This is a genomic window from Micromonospora sp. SL4-19 (assembly GCF_047921475.1).
GTDB lineage: Bacteria > Actinomycetota > Actinomycetes > Mycobacteriales > Micromonosporaceae > Micromonospora.
The window spans coordinates 97,734-111,322 of sequence record NZ_JBLROB010000012.1 but is presented as its reverse complement, the minus strand read 5'-3'; the positions used below and the strand labels follow the sequence as shown (position 1 = coordinate 111,322).

At 67.7% G+C, this 13,589-nt stretch carries 23 protein-coding genes; all 23 read right to left on the bottom strand.

Annotated elements, in window-relative coordinates:
* Positions 1-67 precede the first annotated feature (67 nt).
* On the bottom strand, positions 68-511 hold the full coding sequence (rplO, locus tag ACNAVT_RS17455; protein ID WP_416297503.1) for a 50S ribosomal protein L15: 444 nt from the start codon (positions 509-511) through the stop codon (positions 68-70).
* Positions 511-693, bottom strand: coding sequence for a 50S ribosomal protein L30 (rpmD, locus tag ACNAVT_RS17450; protein ID WP_416297502.1), 183 nt, complete (start codon positions 691-693; stop codon positions 511-513). The genes rplO and rpmD overlap by 1 nt, the downstream gene beginning before the upstream one ends.
* On the bottom strand, positions 693-1,307 hold the full coding sequence (rpsE, locus tag ACNAVT_RS17445) for a 30S ribosomal protein S5 (RefSeq protein ID WP_073834922.1): 615 nt from the start codon (positions 1,305-1,307) through the stop codon (positions 693-695). The genes rpmD and rpsE overlap by 1 nt, the downstream gene beginning before the upstream one ends.
* Positions 1,308-1,340: 33 nt before the next feature.
* Positions 1,341-1,730, bottom strand: coding sequence for a 50S ribosomal protein L18 (gene rplR, locus ACNAVT_RS17440; RefSeq protein WP_416297499.1), 390 nt, complete (start codon positions 1,728-1,730; stop codon positions 1,341-1,343).
* Positions 1,727-2,269, bottom strand: coding sequence for a 50S ribosomal protein L6 (gene rplF, locus ACNAVT_RS17435; RefSeq protein WP_091198285.1), 543 nt, complete (start codon positions 2,267-2,269; stop codon positions 1,727-1,729). The genes rplR and rplF overlap by 4 nt, the downstream gene beginning before the upstream one ends.
* A 16-nt stretch (positions 2,270-2,285) precedes the next feature.
* Positions 2,286-2,693: a 30S ribosomal protein S8 gene (gene rpsH, locus ACNAVT_RS17430; protein WP_013288624.1), complete on the bottom strand. Its 408-nt coding sequence runs from the start codon at positions 2,691-2,693 to the stop codon at positions 2,286-2,288.
* A 97-nt stretch (positions 2,694-2,790) separates the two neighbouring features.
* Positions 2,791-2,976, bottom strand: coding sequence for a type Z 30S ribosomal protein S14 (locus ACNAVT_RS17425; protein WP_007465272.1), 186 nt, complete (start codon positions 2,974-2,976; stop codon positions 2,791-2,793).
* 1 nt (position 2,977) lies between these two features.
* Complete coding sequence (rplE, locus tag ACNAVT_RS17420) at positions 2,978-3,547, bottom strand: 50S ribosomal protein L5 (protein WP_073834925.1); 570 nt, start codon at positions 3,545-3,547, stop codon at positions 2,978-2,980.
* Positions 3,547-3,867, bottom strand: coding sequence for a 50S ribosomal protein L24 (gene rplX, locus ACNAVT_RS17415; RefSeq protein WP_007465276.1), 321 nt, complete (start codon positions 3,865-3,867; stop codon positions 3,547-3,549). Before rplX ends, rplE begins: the two co-directional genes overlap by 1 nt.
* The gene (rplN, locus tag ACNAVT_RS17410) at positions 3,864-4,232 is read right to left on the bottom strand and encodes a 50S ribosomal protein L14 (protein ID WP_007465279.1); all 369 of its coding nucleotides are present in this window, start codon (positions 4,230-4,232) and stop codon (positions 3,864-3,866) included. Before rplN ends, rplX begins: the two co-directional genes overlap by 4 nt.
* A 97-nt stretch (positions 4,233-4,329) precedes the next feature.
* Entirely contained in the window at positions 4,330-4,611 is a 282-nt protein-coding gene (rpsQ, locus tag ACNAVT_RS17405) for a 30S ribosomal protein S17 (RefSeq protein WP_357338687.1), read from the bottom strand.
* The gene (gene rpmC / locus ACNAVT_RS17400) at positions 4,608-4,844 is read right to left on the bottom strand and encodes a 50S ribosomal protein L29 (RefSeq protein ID WP_416297494.1); all 237 of its coding nucleotides are present in this window, start codon (positions 4,842-4,844) and stop codon (positions 4,608-4,610) included. The genes rpsQ and rpmC overlap by 4 nt, the downstream gene beginning before the upstream one ends.
* Positions 4,844-5,269, bottom strand: a complete 426-nt coding sequence (gene rplP / locus ACNAVT_RS17395) for a 50S ribosomal protein L16 (RefSeq protein ID WP_073834927.1) — start codon at positions 5,267-5,269, stop codon at positions 4,844-4,846. Before rplP ends, rpmC begins: the two co-directional genes overlap by 1 nt.
* Before the next feature lie 3 nt (positions 5,270-5,272).
* A complete protein-coding gene (gene rpsC, locus ACNAVT_RS17390) occupies positions 5,273-6,130 on the bottom strand; it encodes a 30S ribosomal protein S3 (protein ID WP_416297492.1) in 858 nt (285 codons plus the stop codon).
* Positions 6,130-6,585, bottom strand: a complete 456-nt coding sequence (gene rplV / locus ACNAVT_RS17385) for a 50S ribosomal protein L22 (RefSeq protein WP_416297490.1) — start codon at positions 6,583-6,585, stop codon at positions 6,130-6,132. Before rplV ends, rpsC begins: the two co-directional genes overlap by 1 nt.
* Before the next feature lie 40 nt (positions 6,586-6,625).
* The gene (gene rpsS, locus ACNAVT_RS17380; protein ID WP_358069119.1) at positions 6,626-6,907 is read right to left on the bottom strand and encodes a 30S ribosomal protein S19; all 282 of its coding nucleotides are present in this window, start codon (positions 6,905-6,907) and stop codon (positions 6,626-6,628) included.
* 15 nt (positions 6,908-6,922) lie between these two features.
* The gene (gene rplB, locus ACNAVT_RS17375) at positions 6,923-7,762 is read right to left on the bottom strand and encodes a 50S ribosomal protein L2 (protein ID WP_416297488.1); all 840 of its coding nucleotides are present in this window, start codon (positions 7,760-7,762) and stop codon (positions 6,923-6,925) included.
* Between the two features lie 12 nt (positions 7,763-7,774).
* The gene (gene rplW, locus ACNAVT_RS17370) at positions 7,775-8,077 is read right to left on the bottom strand and encodes a 50S ribosomal protein L23 (RefSeq protein ID WP_357541183.1); all 303 of its coding nucleotides are present in this window, start codon (positions 8,075-8,077) and stop codon (positions 7,775-7,777) included.
* On the bottom strand, positions 8,074-8,724 hold the full coding sequence (gene rplD / locus ACNAVT_RS17365) for a 50S ribosomal protein L4 (RefSeq protein WP_387274857.1): 651 nt from the start codon (positions 8,722-8,724) through the stop codon (positions 8,074-8,076). The genes rplW and rplD overlap by 4 nt, the downstream gene beginning before the upstream one ends.
* Complete coding sequence (gene rplC / locus ACNAVT_RS17360; protein WP_416297485.1) at positions 8,721-9,386, bottom strand: 50S ribosomal protein L3; 666 nt, start codon at positions 9,384-9,386, stop codon at positions 8,721-8,723. The genes rplD and rplC overlap by 4 nt, the downstream gene beginning before the upstream one ends.
* Before the next feature lie 11 nt (positions 9,387-9,397).
* Positions 9,398-9,706, bottom strand: coding sequence for a 30S ribosomal protein S10 (rpsJ, locus tag ACNAVT_RS17355; protein ID WP_007073037.1), 309 nt, complete (start codon positions 9,704-9,706; stop codon positions 9,398-9,400).
* Positions 9,707-10,061: 355 nt separating this feature from the next.
* A complete protein-coding gene (gene tuf / locus ACNAVT_RS17350) occupies positions 10,062-11,255 on the bottom strand; it encodes an elongation factor Tu (RefSeq protein WP_416297483.1) in 1,194 nt (397 codons plus the stop codon).
* Between the two features lie 223 nt (positions 11,256-11,478).
* Positions 11,479-13,575, bottom strand: coding sequence for an elongation factor G (gene fusA, locus ACNAVT_RS17345; RefSeq protein WP_416297480.1), 2,097 nt, complete (start codon positions 13,573-13,575; stop codon positions 11,479-11,481).
* Between the last annotated feature and the right edge of the window lie 14 nt (positions 13,576-13,589).

The following is a 13,589-nucleotide window of genomic DNA, read 5'->3' as shown; positions in this document are numbered from 1 at the left end:
ACATTCGCCGGGTAGACCGTGGCGCCCGCCCAGTACGGACGACTGAGCGGGCGCCACGTGCCATGCCCTACAGCTCGGTGACCGAGCCACCGGCCGCAGTGATCTTCTCCTTGGCCGACGCGCTGAACCCGTGCGCCGACACCTGGAGAGCCACGCCGCCGAGGTCGCCGGTGCCGAGCACCTTGATCGGCTGGCCCTTGCGGACCGCGCCGGCCTCGACCAGCTCGATCGGGCCGACCTGGCCGCCGTTCGGGAAGAGCTCGGCGAGCCGGTCCAGGTTGACCACCTGGAAGACGACCTTGAACTTGTTCTTGAAGCCCTTCATCTTCGGCAGGCGCATGTGGATGGGCATCTGCCCACCCTCGAACGCCGCCGAGATGTTCTTCCGGGCCTTGGAACCCTTGGTACCGCGACCGGCGGTCTTGCCCTTGGAGCCCTCACCGCGACCCACCCGGGTCTTGTCGGTCTTGGCCCCCGGCGCCGGGCGCAGGTGGTGGACCTTGATCGTCATTACTCGACCTCCTCGACCTTCACGAGGTGGTTGACCGCGAAGATCATGCCGCGAATCTCCGGCCGGTCCTCCTTGACCACCACGTCGTTGATCCGCTTGAGGCCGAGCGAACGCAGCGAGTCACGCTGGTTCTTCTTGGCCCCGATCTCGGACCGGAGCTGGGTGACCTTCAGGCGCGCCATCAGGAAGCCACCCCCGCCCGCGACGCCAGCATGGCGGCCGGCGCGACGTCCTCGACCGGCAGACCACGACGGGCCGCGACCGCCTCCGGCGACTCGAGCGCCTTCAGGGCCGCCACCGTGGCGTGCACGATGTTGATCGGGTTGGACGAGCCGAGGCTCTTGGAGAGCACGTCGTGGATGCCCGCGCACTCCAGGACGGCACGCACCGGACCACCGGCGATGACACCCGTACCGGCCGAGGCCGGCTTGAGCAGCACCACGCCGGCCGCGTCCTCGCCCTGCACCGGGTGCGGGATCGAGGCGCCGATCCGGGGCACCTTGAAGAAGTGCTTCTTGGCCTCCTCGACACCCTTGGCGATCGCCGCGGGCACCTCCTTGGCCTTTCCGTAGCCCACGCCGACGGTGCCGTCGCCGTCGCCCACGATCACCAGGGCGGTGAAGCTGAAGCGACGACCACCCTTCACGACCTTGGCGACGCGGTTGATCGCGACGACCCGCTCAAGGTGCGGGGTCTTCTCGACGGGCGCGTTTCCGCGACCGCCCTCACGGCGGTTGTCGCGGCGACCACCCTCGTTGCCACCGGACCCGCCGCCACGGCGCTGTTGACCTGGCATCAGCAGCCTTCCTTCTCTCTCGTGACGGGGTTTCTAGAACTCGAGCCCGGCTTCGCGGGCGGCGTCGGCAAGCGCGGCGACCCGCCCCGCGTACCGGTTGCCACCGCGGTCGAAGACGACCTTCGAGACGCCGGCGGCCTTGGCCCGCTCGGCGAGCAGGGCGCCGACCTTGCCGGCCAGGGCGCTCTTGTCGCCCTCGGCGCCGCGCAGCGAGGCGTCCATGGTCGAGGCCGACGCCAGGGTGTGCCCCTTGGTGTCGTCCACGATCTGGGCGACGATGTGCCGCAGCGAACGGGTGACCACCAGGCGGGGGCGCTCGGAGGTGCCGCTGATGTTCTTGCGGACCCGGAAGTGCCGACGCGCACGCCCGACGGCACGCTTGGCGGCGACGCCGCGGCGGCGCTTGAGCAGCGTGGCGCTCACTTCTTACCTGCCTTTCCAGCCTTACGGCGGATGACCTCGCCCTGGTACTTCACGCCCTTGCCCTTGTAGGGCTCCGGCGGGCGGATCTTCCGGATGTTGGCGGCGACCTCGCCGACCTGCTGCTTGTCGATGCCGGCCACGTGGAACAGCGTCGGCTTCTCCACCGTGAAGGTGATGCCGTCCGGCGCCGGCACGAGGACCGGGTGCGAGAACCCGAGCGCGAACTCCAGGTCCTTGCCCTTGGCGGTCACCCGGTAACCGGTACCGGCGATCTCGAGGCTCTTGCGGTAGCCCTCGGTCACACCGACGATCATGTTGGCCACCAGCGTACGGCTCAGGCCGTGCAGCTCCTTGGCCTTGCGCTCGTCGTTCGGCCGGTTGACGTGCAGCGCGCCGTCCTCGCCCCGCTCCGCCGTGATCGGCTCGGCCAGCACGTGGCTCAGCTCGCCCTTCGGGCCCTTGACCTTGACGGTCTGGCCGTCGATCGTGATGTCGACGCCGGCTGGCACCGGGATCGACTTACGTCCAATACGCGACATTTCTACCTGTCTCCCGTTACCAGACGAAGGCGAGGACTTCCCCGCCAACGCTCCGCTTGCGGGCCTGCCGGTCGGTGAGCAGCCCCTGGGACGTCGAAATGATCGCCACGCCCAGCCCGCCGAGCACCCGCGGGAGCCCGTCCGACTTGGCGTAAACCCGCAGACCGGGCTTGGACACGCGCTTGATGCCGGCCAGGCTCCGCTCCCGGTTCTGGCCGTACTTCAGCTCGACGACCAGTCGCTTGCCGACGGCGCCCTCCTCGGGCTCCTCGACCGACCAGGTGGCGATGTAACCCTCGGCCTTGAGGACCTCGGCGATGTTCGCCTTGATCTTCGAGTAGGGCATCGTCACCCGGTCGTGGTACGCCTGGTTGGCGTTACGCAGACGCGTGAGCATGTCTGCGATCGGGTCGGTCATCGTCATGAAATTCGTCAACCTTTCTCGCCGCGGTTCCCCGGGCCAGGCCCGGGGCCTACGGCGAAGAGACAGTTCAGCTGACGCGCGAAGCGCGCCGGGCTAGTTACCAGGAAGCCTTGGACACGCCGGGCAGCTCACCGCGGTGGGCCATCTCCCGGATGCACACCCGGCAGAGACCGAACTTGCGGTAGACCGCCTTCGGACGCCCGCACCGCTGGCAGCGGGTGTAAGCGCGAACCGAGAACTTCGGCTTCGCGGCCGCCTTGATGATCAGCGCCTTCTTGGCCATCTCAGTTCTCCTTGAACGGGAAGCCCAGGAGCTTGAGCAGCGCCCGGCCCTCGTCGTCGGTCGTGGCGGTCGTGACCACCGTGATGTCCATGCCCCGCTGGCGATCGATCTTGTCCTGGTCGATCTCGTGGAACACCGACTGCTCGGTCAGACCGAACGTGTAGTTGCCGTGCCCGTCGAGCTTGCGCCCGTCCAGGCCGCGGAAGTCGCGGATACGCGGCAGCGCGATGGACAGCAGCCGGTCCAGGAACTCCCACATGCGGTCGCCGCGCAGGGTGACCTTCGCGCCGATCGGCATGCCCTCGCGAAGCTTGAACTGCGCGATGGACTTGGTCGCCCGCCGCACCTGCGGCTTCTGGCCGGTGATGGTGGCCAGGTCGCGGACGGCGCCGTCGATCAGCTTGGCGTCCCGGGCGGCCTCGCCGACACCCATGTTGACGACAATCTTGACCAGCCGCGGCACCTGCATGGGGTTGCCGTAGTTGTGCTGCTTCTGCAGCTCGGCCACGATCTCGTTGCGGTACCGCTCCTTGAGGCGCGGCATGGTCTTCGTTTCGGTAGCCGTGGTCATCACAGGTCCTTACCGGTGCTACGCGCGATGCGGACCTTCTGGCCGTTGTCGTCGATCCGGTAACCGACGCGGGTCGGCTTGCCGTCGGAGTCCAGGACCTGCACGTTCGAGACGTGGATCGGGGCCTCCTGGGTGACGATGCCACCGGTCTTGGCGCCACGCTGGGTGGTGCTGATGCGGGTGTGCTTCTTGACCCGGTTCACGCCCTCGACCAGGACCTTGTCCTGCCGCGGGTAGGCCGCGATGACCTTACCCTTGGCACCCTTGTCCTTGCCGGCGATGACGACGACCGTGTCGCCCTTCTTGACCTTCACGGTCACAACACCTCCGGCGCGAGGGAAATGATCTTCATGAACCGCTTGTCCCGCAGCTCGCGACCCACCGGGCCGAAGATGCGGGTACCGCGCGGGTCCCCACCGTCCTTGATGATGACGGCGGCGTTCTCGTCGAAGCGGATGTACGAGCCGTCCGGCCGCCGCCTCTCCTTGGCGGTGCGAACGACGACGGCCTTGACGACGTCGCCCTTCTTCACACCGGCACCGGGGATCGCGTCCTTGACCGTGGCCACGATGACGTCGCCGATGCTCGCGTAGCGCCGACCGGAGCCACCGAGAACCCGGATGCACAGGATCTCCCGGGCACCCGTGTTGTCGGCGACGCGCAGTCGCGACTCCTGCTGAATCACGTCTATCTCCTATGTCTGCCGGTTCTCCGGCCGCCCGAGGGCGGCCGGAGCCTGGCGGAACCTGCGCCCGACCGATGCGGCCGAGCTCGAGCCTTCGCTACTTGGCCTTCTCGAGGATCTCCACGAGCCGCCACCGCTTGGTGGCGGACAGCGGCCGGGTCTCCATGATCAGGACCCGGTCGCCGATGCCGGCCGAGTTCTGCTCGTCGTGCACCTTCAGCTTGCTGGTCCGGCGCATGATCTTGCCGTACAGCGCGTGCTTGACCCGGTCCTCGACCTCGACCACGACGGTCTTGTCCATCTTGTCGCTGACCACGAGGCCCTCACGCACCTTGCGGCGGGCCCGCGCGGCGGCGGTAGTGGTGGTGTTCTCACTCATGATGCAGTCACCTCAGTCGGCGCGGCCGAGAGACCCAGCTCACGCTCACGCATGATCGTGTAGATCCGGGCGATCTCCCGACGGATGACCTGCAGCCGCCGGTTGTTGTCCAGCTGCCCGGTTGCGGCCTGCACGCGGAGGTTGAACAGCTCCGCCTTCGCCTCACGCAGCTTCGTGACCAACTCCTCCTCGGAGAGCTCACGCAGCTCGGAGGCCTGGACGCCCGCTGCCATCAGGATTCACCCACTTCGCGCGTAACAATGCGGCACTTCATCGGGAGCTTGTGGATCGCGCGACGCATCGCCTCACGCGCGATCTGCTCGTTCGGGAACGACATCTCGAAGAGAACCCGTCCCGGCTTGACATTGGCGACCCACCACTCGGGCGAGCCCTTACCGGAACCCATTCGGGTTTCCGCCGGCTTCTTGGTGAGGGCCTGGTCCGGGAAGATCGTGATCCAGACCTTGCCGCCACGCTTGATGTGGCGGGTCATCGCGATACGCGCCGACTCGATCTGGCGGTTGGTCACGTACGCCGGCTCGAGAGCCTGGATCCCGAACTCGCCGAACACCACCCGGTTACCACCCTTGGACGCGCCGTGGCGGTCCGGGTGGTGCGGCTTGCGGAAGCCCTTCGGGGGCTTGCGCGGCATCAGCATCTGTCAGCCCTCCTGCTGCGTTTCTGCCGCGGCGGCGACGGCGGAAGCATCCACCGGCTCGCCGCTCGGCGTCTCGGCCTGCTGCGCGATGGTGGTCGCGGCAGCCCGGCCGGCCTCGGTGCCACCGGCGGTCGTGCCGGACGAACCCGACCGGCCACGGCGGGGCCGCTCGGGGCGGTCGCCACGGTCACGGCGCGGGCGGGACGGACCGGCCTCGGCCGGAGCCTCCCGGCCAGGGACGGCGTCGCCCTTGTAGATCCAGACCTTCACGCCGATCCGGCCGAAGGTGGTACGGGCCTCGAAGAAGCCGTACTCGATGTTGGCCCGCAGCGTGTGCAGCGGAACCCGGCCCTCGCGGTAGAACTCGGTCCGGCTCATCTCGGCGCCGCCGAGACGGCCCGAGACCTGCACCCGAATGCCCTTGCAGACCGGGTTCTTCATCGCGGACTGCATCGACTTGCGCATGGCCCGACGGAAGCTGACCCGGCTGGACAGCTGCTCGGCAACGCCCTGGGCGACCAGCTGCGCGTCCGACTCGGGGTTCTTCACCTCGATGATGTTCAGCTGGACCTGCTTGCCGGTGAGCTTCTCCAGCTCGCCCCGGATCCGGTCGGCCTCCGCACCCTTACGGCCGATGACGATGCCCGGCCGGGCGGTGTGGATGTCGACGCGGACCCGGTCCCGGGTGCGCTCGATGTCGACCTTGGAGATGCCGGCGCGCTCCAGCCCCTTGGACATCATCCGGCGGATCTTGACGTCCTCGCCGACGTAGTCCTTGTAGAGCTTGTCCGCGAACCAGCGGGACTTCCAGTCGGTCGAGATGCCGAGCCGGAACCCAGTGGGGTGAACCTTCTGACCCATTACTCGGCACCCTCCGTGTTGCTCTGCCCCTCGGCGGCCTCGGCCTGCTTGGCCGGAGCGGCCTTCTTCGCCGACTTCTTCGCCGCGGCCGGCGCCACCGCCTCTACCGCCACGGTGATGTGGCAGGTGCGCTTGCGGATCCGGTACGCCCGGCCCTGCGCCCGCGGCTGGAACCGCTTCATCGTCGGGCCCTCGTCGACGAACGCCTCGCTGACGAGCAGCGCGTCGGGGTCCAGCCGCTCGTTGTTCTCCGCGTTGGCGATCGCGCTCGCGAGCACCTTGTACACCTGCTCGCTCGCAGCCTGCGGCGCGAACTGCAGCACCGTGAGCGCCTCCTTCGCGGGCAGGCCGCGGACGAGGTTGACCACCCGGCGCGCCTTCATCGGCGAGATGCGCACGTGCCGCGCAACCGCCCGCGCGCCCGGAAGCACCGGAGCGTCGCCCTTTCCTGGCATCGCTGTAACCCCTTGTTCCTCTATCCGTATGCCCGCGGCGTCAGCGCCGGCGGCTCTTCCGGTCGTCCTTCTCGTGACCCTTGAACGTGCGGGTCAGCGCGAACTCGCCGAGCTTGTGCCCGACCATGGCCTCGGTCACGAACACCGGGACGTGCTTGCGTCCGTCGTGCACGGCGATCGTGTGCCCGAGCATGTCGGGGATGATCGTCGAGCGCCGCGACCAGGTCTTGATGACGTTCTTGGTGCCCTTGTCGTTCTGCGTTTCCACCTTCTTGAGCAGGTGGTCGTCGACGAACGGGCCCTTCTTCAGGCTGCGAGGCATCTGTCAGCTCTCCTGTTAGCCGCGCTTGCGGGTGGCGTAGCGGCGGCGGACGATCAGCCGGTCGCTCGGCTGGCCCTTACGACGGGTGCGGCCCTCGGGCTTACCCTGCGGGTTGACCGGGTGGCGACCACCGGAGGTCTTACCCTCACCACCACCGTGCGGGTGGTCAACCGGGTTCATCGCGACACCACGGACGGTCGGGCGCTTGCCCTTCCACCGCATCCGGCCGGCCTTACCCCAGTTGATGTTCGACTGGTCGGCGTTGCCGATCTCGCCGACGCTGGCGCGGCAGCGCACGTCGACCCGCCGGATCTCACCGGACGGCATGCGGAGGGTCGCGTACGCGCCCTCACGGCCGAGCAGCTGGATGCCGACGCCGGCCGAACGGGCCAGCTTCGCGCCGCCGCCCGGACGCAGCTCCACGTTGTGGATGGTGGTACCGACCGGAATGTTGCGCAGCGGCAGGTTGTTGCCCGGCTTGATGTCGGCGCCCGGGCCCGACTCCACCGTGTCGCCCTGCTTCAGGTCCTTCGGCGCGAGGATGTAGCGCTTCTCGCCGTCGGCGTAGTGCAGCAGCGCGATACGCGCGGTGCGGTTCGGGTCGTACTCGATGTGGGCGACCTTCGCCGGCACGCCGTCCTTGTCGACCCGCTTGAAGTCGATCAGGCGGTACTGGCGCTTGTGGCCACCACCCTGGTGCCGCGCGGTGATCCGGCCGTGGGCGTTGCGCCCGCCCTTCTTCGGCAGCGGAGCCAGCAGCGACTTCTCGGGCGTCGACCGGGTGATCTCGGCGAAGTCGGCGACGCTCGAGCCACGCCGGCCCGGCGTCGTCGGCTTGTACTTACGGATAGCCATTGTCTACACCCCTCAGCTGACCGGGCCGCCGAAGGCCTCGATACGGTCACCGTCAGCCAGCTTCACCATCGCCCGCTTGGTGTCCTTGCGCTTGCCGAACCCGGTCTTGGTCCGCTTGCGCTTGCCCTCGCGGTTGAGCGTGTTGACCGTCAGGACCCGGACGTTGAAGATCTGCTGGATAGCGATCTTGATCTCGGTCTTGTTCGCGTCCGGGTCCACCAGGAAGGTGTACCAGTTGCGGTTCAGCTCGCTGTAGCTCTTCTCCGAGACGACCGGCGCGACGATGATGTCGCGCGGATCGGCGATCGTGCTCACTTGCCACCCTCCTCGGTGGTCTCGGCGGGAACGCCCAGGAACTCGTCCAGGGCCTCCTTGGTGAAGACCACGTCGTCGGCCACCAGCACGTCGTACGTGTTGAGCTGGCCGGCCTCGATCAGGTGCACCCGCGGCTCGTTGCGCAGCGACACCCAGTTGAGCTCGTCGGTGCTGCTCAGCACGACCAGGACGCGACGGGCGTCGGTCAGCTTGGCCAGCGTGGCCAGAGCGGCCTTGGTCGACGGCTTCTCGCCCGAGACGAACGCCTCGACGACGTGCACCTGGCCGGCGCGGGCCCGGTCCGAGAGGGCGCCACGCAGGGCGGCAGCCTTCATCTTCTTCGGGGTGCGCTGGCTGTAGTCGCGCGGCACCGGGCCGTGGACCACGCCACCGCCGGCGAACTGCGGCGCGCGGGTCGAGCCCTGGCGGGCACGACCGGTGCCCTTCTGCTTGTACGGCTTCCTGCCTCCACCGGAGACCTCGCCGCGGGTCTTGGCCTTGTGCGTGCCCTGCCGGGCCGCCGCGAGCTGAGCCACCACGACCTGGTGCATCAGCGCGATGTTGGCCTGGGCGTCGAAGATGTCGGCCGGCAGCTCGACGGAGCCGCTCTTGGTGCCTTCGACGCTGAGGACGTCAACGGTGGTCACTTGGCCACACCGCCCTTCTTCGCCTTGGTCTTGGCCGCGGTACGGACCAGGACCAGCGCGCCCTTGGGGCCGGGGATGGCGCCACGGACGAGCAGGAGGTTGTTCTCGGTGTCGACGGCCTGAACGGTCAGGTTCTGGACGGTGTAGCGCACGCCACCCATCCGACCGGCCATCCGGGTGCCCTTGAAGACGCGACCCGGGGTCGCGCAGGCGCCGATGGAGCCCGGCGAGCGGTGCTTGCGCTCGACACCGTGGCTCGCGCGCAGACCGTGGAAGCCGTGCCGCTTCATCGGGCCGGCGTAGCCCTTGCCCTTGGTCTTGCCGGTGACGTCGATGGTGACGCCGGCCGGGAACTCCTCGACCGTGACCTCCTGGCCCAGCGAGTAGTCCGCGGCGTCGACGGTGCGCAGCTCGACGATGTGTCGGCGCGGCGCGACCTCGGCCTTGGCGTAGTGCCCGGCGATCGGCTTCTTGACCTTGCGCGGGTTGATGGCCCCGTACGCCAGCTGGACCGCGGAGTAACCGTCCTTGTCGGCGCTACGAACCTGGCTCACGACGCACGGGCCGGCCTGAACCACGGTCACCGGAACAACGCGGTTGTTGTCCCAGACCTGGGTCATGCCGAGCTTTGCGCCCAGGATCCCCTTGACTTGCCTGTCCATTTGTCCGGTCCCTACAGCTTGATCTCGATGTCGACGCCAGCCGGCAGGTCGAGGCGCATGAGCGAGTCGACCGTCTTCGGGGTCGGGTCGATGATGTCGATCAGCCGCTTGTGCGTGCGCATCTCGAAGTGCTCGCGCGAGTCCTTGTACTTGTGCGGCGAGCGGATAACGCAGAAACGGTTGATCTCCGTGGGCAGCGGCACCGGGCCAGCGACCTGCGCCCCGGTACGCGTCACCGTCTCGACGATCTTCCGAGCCGAGGAGTCGACGACCTCGTGGTCATAGGCCTTGAGCCGGATGCGGATCTTCTGTCCCGCCATGGTGGCTTCTGTTCCTTCTCTCGATGCCGCTGTGTTGCGGGCGCCTGTACCGGCTGGCACAGGCCCACTTCCGCCGACCCCCGCGGTCGGGCGTGTCGCGCCCGTGGGCCGGGCTCCGCCCCGGGACTCCGAAGCGGTTCTCCGACCACGCGGTGGGTCATGGCGCCGATCGCGTTACCGCGACCTGGACGCCGCGCGAGGGTGGTTGACCGCCAGGGGCGATCAACCACCCTACGCGAGACTGTCGGTCACCCGGAGGTCCAGCATTGCACCGGACGCAGGCGACTGACCGTCGTTACGCAACCTGACTAGTATGCCGCACGACCGGCGGCGACGCTAATCGGGGTTACCCAGCTCACTTAATGATCTTGGTGACGCGACCCGCGCCGACCGTACGGCCACCCTCCCGGATCGCGAACTTGAGGTTCTCCTCCATCGCGATGGGCTGGATCAGCTTCACGGTCATCGTGGTGTTGTCGCCCGGCATGACCATCTCGGTGCCCTCGGGCAGCGTGACGACGCCGGTGACGTCCGTGGTCCGGAAGTAGAACTGCGGACGGTAGTTCTGGAAGAACGGGGTGTGGCGGCCACCCTCCTCCTTGGAGAGGATGTAGACCGTCGCCTCGAACTCCGTGTGCGGGGTCGTGGTGCCCGGCTTGATGACGACCATGCCGCGCTCGACGTCCTCGCGCTTGATGCCGCGCAGGAGCAGACCGACGTTCTCGCCGGCCCGGGCCTCGTCGAGCAGCTTGCGGAACATCTCGATGCCGGTGCAGGTGGTCTTCATCGACTTCTCGCGGATGCCGACGATCTCCACCTCCTCGTTCGGCTTGAGGATGCCGCGCTCCGCGCGACCGGTGACGACGGTGCCACGACCGGTGATCGTGAACACGTCCTCGATCGGCATGAGGAACGGCTTCTCGGTCTCGCGCTCCGGCTGCGGGATCGCGGTGTCGACGGCGTTCATCAGCTCCATGAGCTTGCCGGCCCACTCGGGGTCACCCTCGAGGGCCTTCAGCGCCGAGACCCGGACGACCGGCAGGTCGTCACCCGGGTACTCCTGCGACGAGAGCAGCTCGCGGACCTCGAGCTCGACGAGCTCCAGGAGCTCCTCGTCGTCGACCATGTCGCTCTTGTTGAGCGCCACGACGATGTACGGCACGCCGACCTGACGGGCCAGCAGCACGTGCTCGCGGGTCTGCGGCATCGGGCCGTCGGTCGCCGCCACCACCAGGATCGCGCCGTCCATCTGGGCGGCACCGGTGATCATGTTCTTGATGTAGTCGGCGTGACCGGGGCAGTCGACGTGCGCGTAGTGACGCGCCTCGGTCTGGTACTCGACGTGCGCGATCGAGATCGTGATGCCGCGGGCCTTCTCCTCCGGCGCCTTGTCGATCTCGTCGAACGGCGTGTACGGGTTCAGGTCCGGGTACTGGTCGTGCAGGACCTTCGTGATGGCCGCCGTCAGCGTCGTCTTACCGTGGTCGATGTGACCAATGGTGCCGATGTTGACGTGCGGCTTAGTCCGCTCGAACTTCGCCTTCGCCACTGGTGTCCTCCTGTGGACTTTCTTGGTTCGTTCGCCCCGGTGCGCCGGGTCGGCGCTTAGGACTCTGTCGACAGCCTTTCCGACCTGACGGCCGGAGAGCCTTTGTGGGTTCTGCGGCGATGAAGCCTACAGGCCCGGTCTCATGCAACCCGATCGAGGTGGCCGCGGGCGGGAGTTCCCTCCCGCGGCCGGCCTCGAACCATCGGATCAGCTCAGGTGAGCGTCACTCACCAGTCGCCTTGGCGATGATCTCCTTCGCCACGCTCTGCGGAACCTCGGCGTAGGAGTCGAACTGCATGCTGTAGCTAGCCCGGCCCTGGGTCTTCGACCGCAGGTCGCCGACGTAGCCGAACATCTCCGACAGCGGCACCAGGGCCCGGACGATGCGGGCGCCGTGACGCTCCTCCATCGCCTGGATGATGCCCCGCCGGGAGTTGAGGTCGCCGATGACGTCACCCATGTTCTCCTCGGGAGTGGTGACCTCAACGGCCATCATCGGCTCGAGCAGCGCGGGGTCGGCCTTGCGGGCCGCCTCCTTCATCACCATCGAGCCGGCGATCTTGAATGCCATTTCCGACGAGTCGACCTCGTGGTACTGGCCGTCCAGCAGCGTCAGCTTGACACCCACCAGCGGGAAGCCGGCGAGAATGCCGTACTGCATCGCGTCCTGGGCACCCGCGTCCACCGAGGGGATGAACTCCCGGGGGATGCGGCCACCGGTGACGGCGTTCGCGAACTCGTAGGTCGGCGAGTCGTTGTCCAGCGGCAGCGGCTCGATGCTCACGATCACGCGGGCGTACTGGCCGGAACCACCGGTCTGCTTCTTGTGGGTGTACTCGATCTTCTCCACCTTGCGGCGGATGGTCTCGCGGTACGCCACCTGCGGCTTACCGATGTTCGCCTCGACGTTGAACTCGCGGCGCATCCGGTCGACCAGGATGTCCAGGTGGAGCTCGCCCATGCCGGAGATGACCGTCTGACCGGTCTCCTCGTCCAGCTTGACGCGGAAGGTCGGGTCCTCCTCGGCCAGCCGCTGGATGGCGGTGCTGAGCTTCTCCTGGTCGGCCTTGGTCTTCGGCTCGATGGCGACCTCGATGACCGGCTCCGGGAAGGTCATCGACTCCAGGATGACCGGGTTCGCCGGGTCGCACAGCGTGTCACCGGTGGTGGTCTGCTTGAGACCCTGCACCGCGATGATGTCGCCAGCCTTGGCGGAGCTGCGCTCCTCCCGCTTGTTGGCGTGCATCTGGTAGATCTTGCCGACGCGCTCCTTGCGGTCCTTGGTGGAGTTGACCACCTGGGTCCCGGACTCGACCACGCCGGAGTAGACCCGGACGTAGGTGAGCTTGCCGAGGTGCTTGTCGGTCTGGATCTTGAAGGCCAGGCCGGCGAACGGCTCGGAGGTGGACGGCTTCCGCTGCATCGGCGTCTCGCCGTCGGTCGCAGTGCCCTCGATGGCCGGGATGTCCAGCGGCGACGGCAGGTACGCGACGACCGCGTCGAGCATGGGCTGGATGCCCTTGTTCTTGAAGGCGGTGCCGGTGAAGACGGGGTTGGCCTTGCCGGCGATGGTGGCCCGGCGGATGGCGGCCTTGATCTCCTCGACGGAGATCTCCTCGCCCTCCAGGTACTTCTCCATCACCGCGTCGTCGACGTCGGCGAGGGTCTCCATCAGCTTCTCGCGCCACTCGGCGGCGGAGTCGGCGAGGTCGGCCGGGATCTCCTCGATCGCGTAGTCCTCACCCTTCTGGGTCTCCCCGCGCCAGGTGAGGGCGCGCATCTCGATCAGGTCGACCACACCGATGAAGTCGGCCTCGGCGCCGATCGGGATCTGGAGCACCAGCGGAGTCGCGTTGAGCCGGTCGATCATCATCTGCACGCAGCGGAAGAAGTCGGCGCCGGTCCGGTCGAGCTTGTTGACGAAGCACATCCGGGGGACGTTGTACTTGTCGGCCTGGCGCCAGACGTTCTCCGTCTGCGGCTCCACACCGGCGACACCGTCGTAAACGGCCACCGCACCGTCCAGCACCCGCAGCGACCGCTCGACCTCGACCGTGAAGTCGACGTGGCCGGGCGTGTCGATGATCTGGATCGTGTGGCCCTTCCACTCACACTTGGTGGCAGCGGAGGTGATGGTGATACCACGCTCCTGCTCCTGCTCCATCCAGTCCATGACGGCACCGCCCTCGTGGACCTCACCGATCTTGTAGGTGATACCGGTGTAGAACAGGATCCGCTCGGTGGTGGTGGTCTTACCGGCATCGATGTGGGCCATGATGCCGATGTTGCGTACGTTGGCGAGCGCGTCTGCGGCGGCCACTTCAATCCCTACTT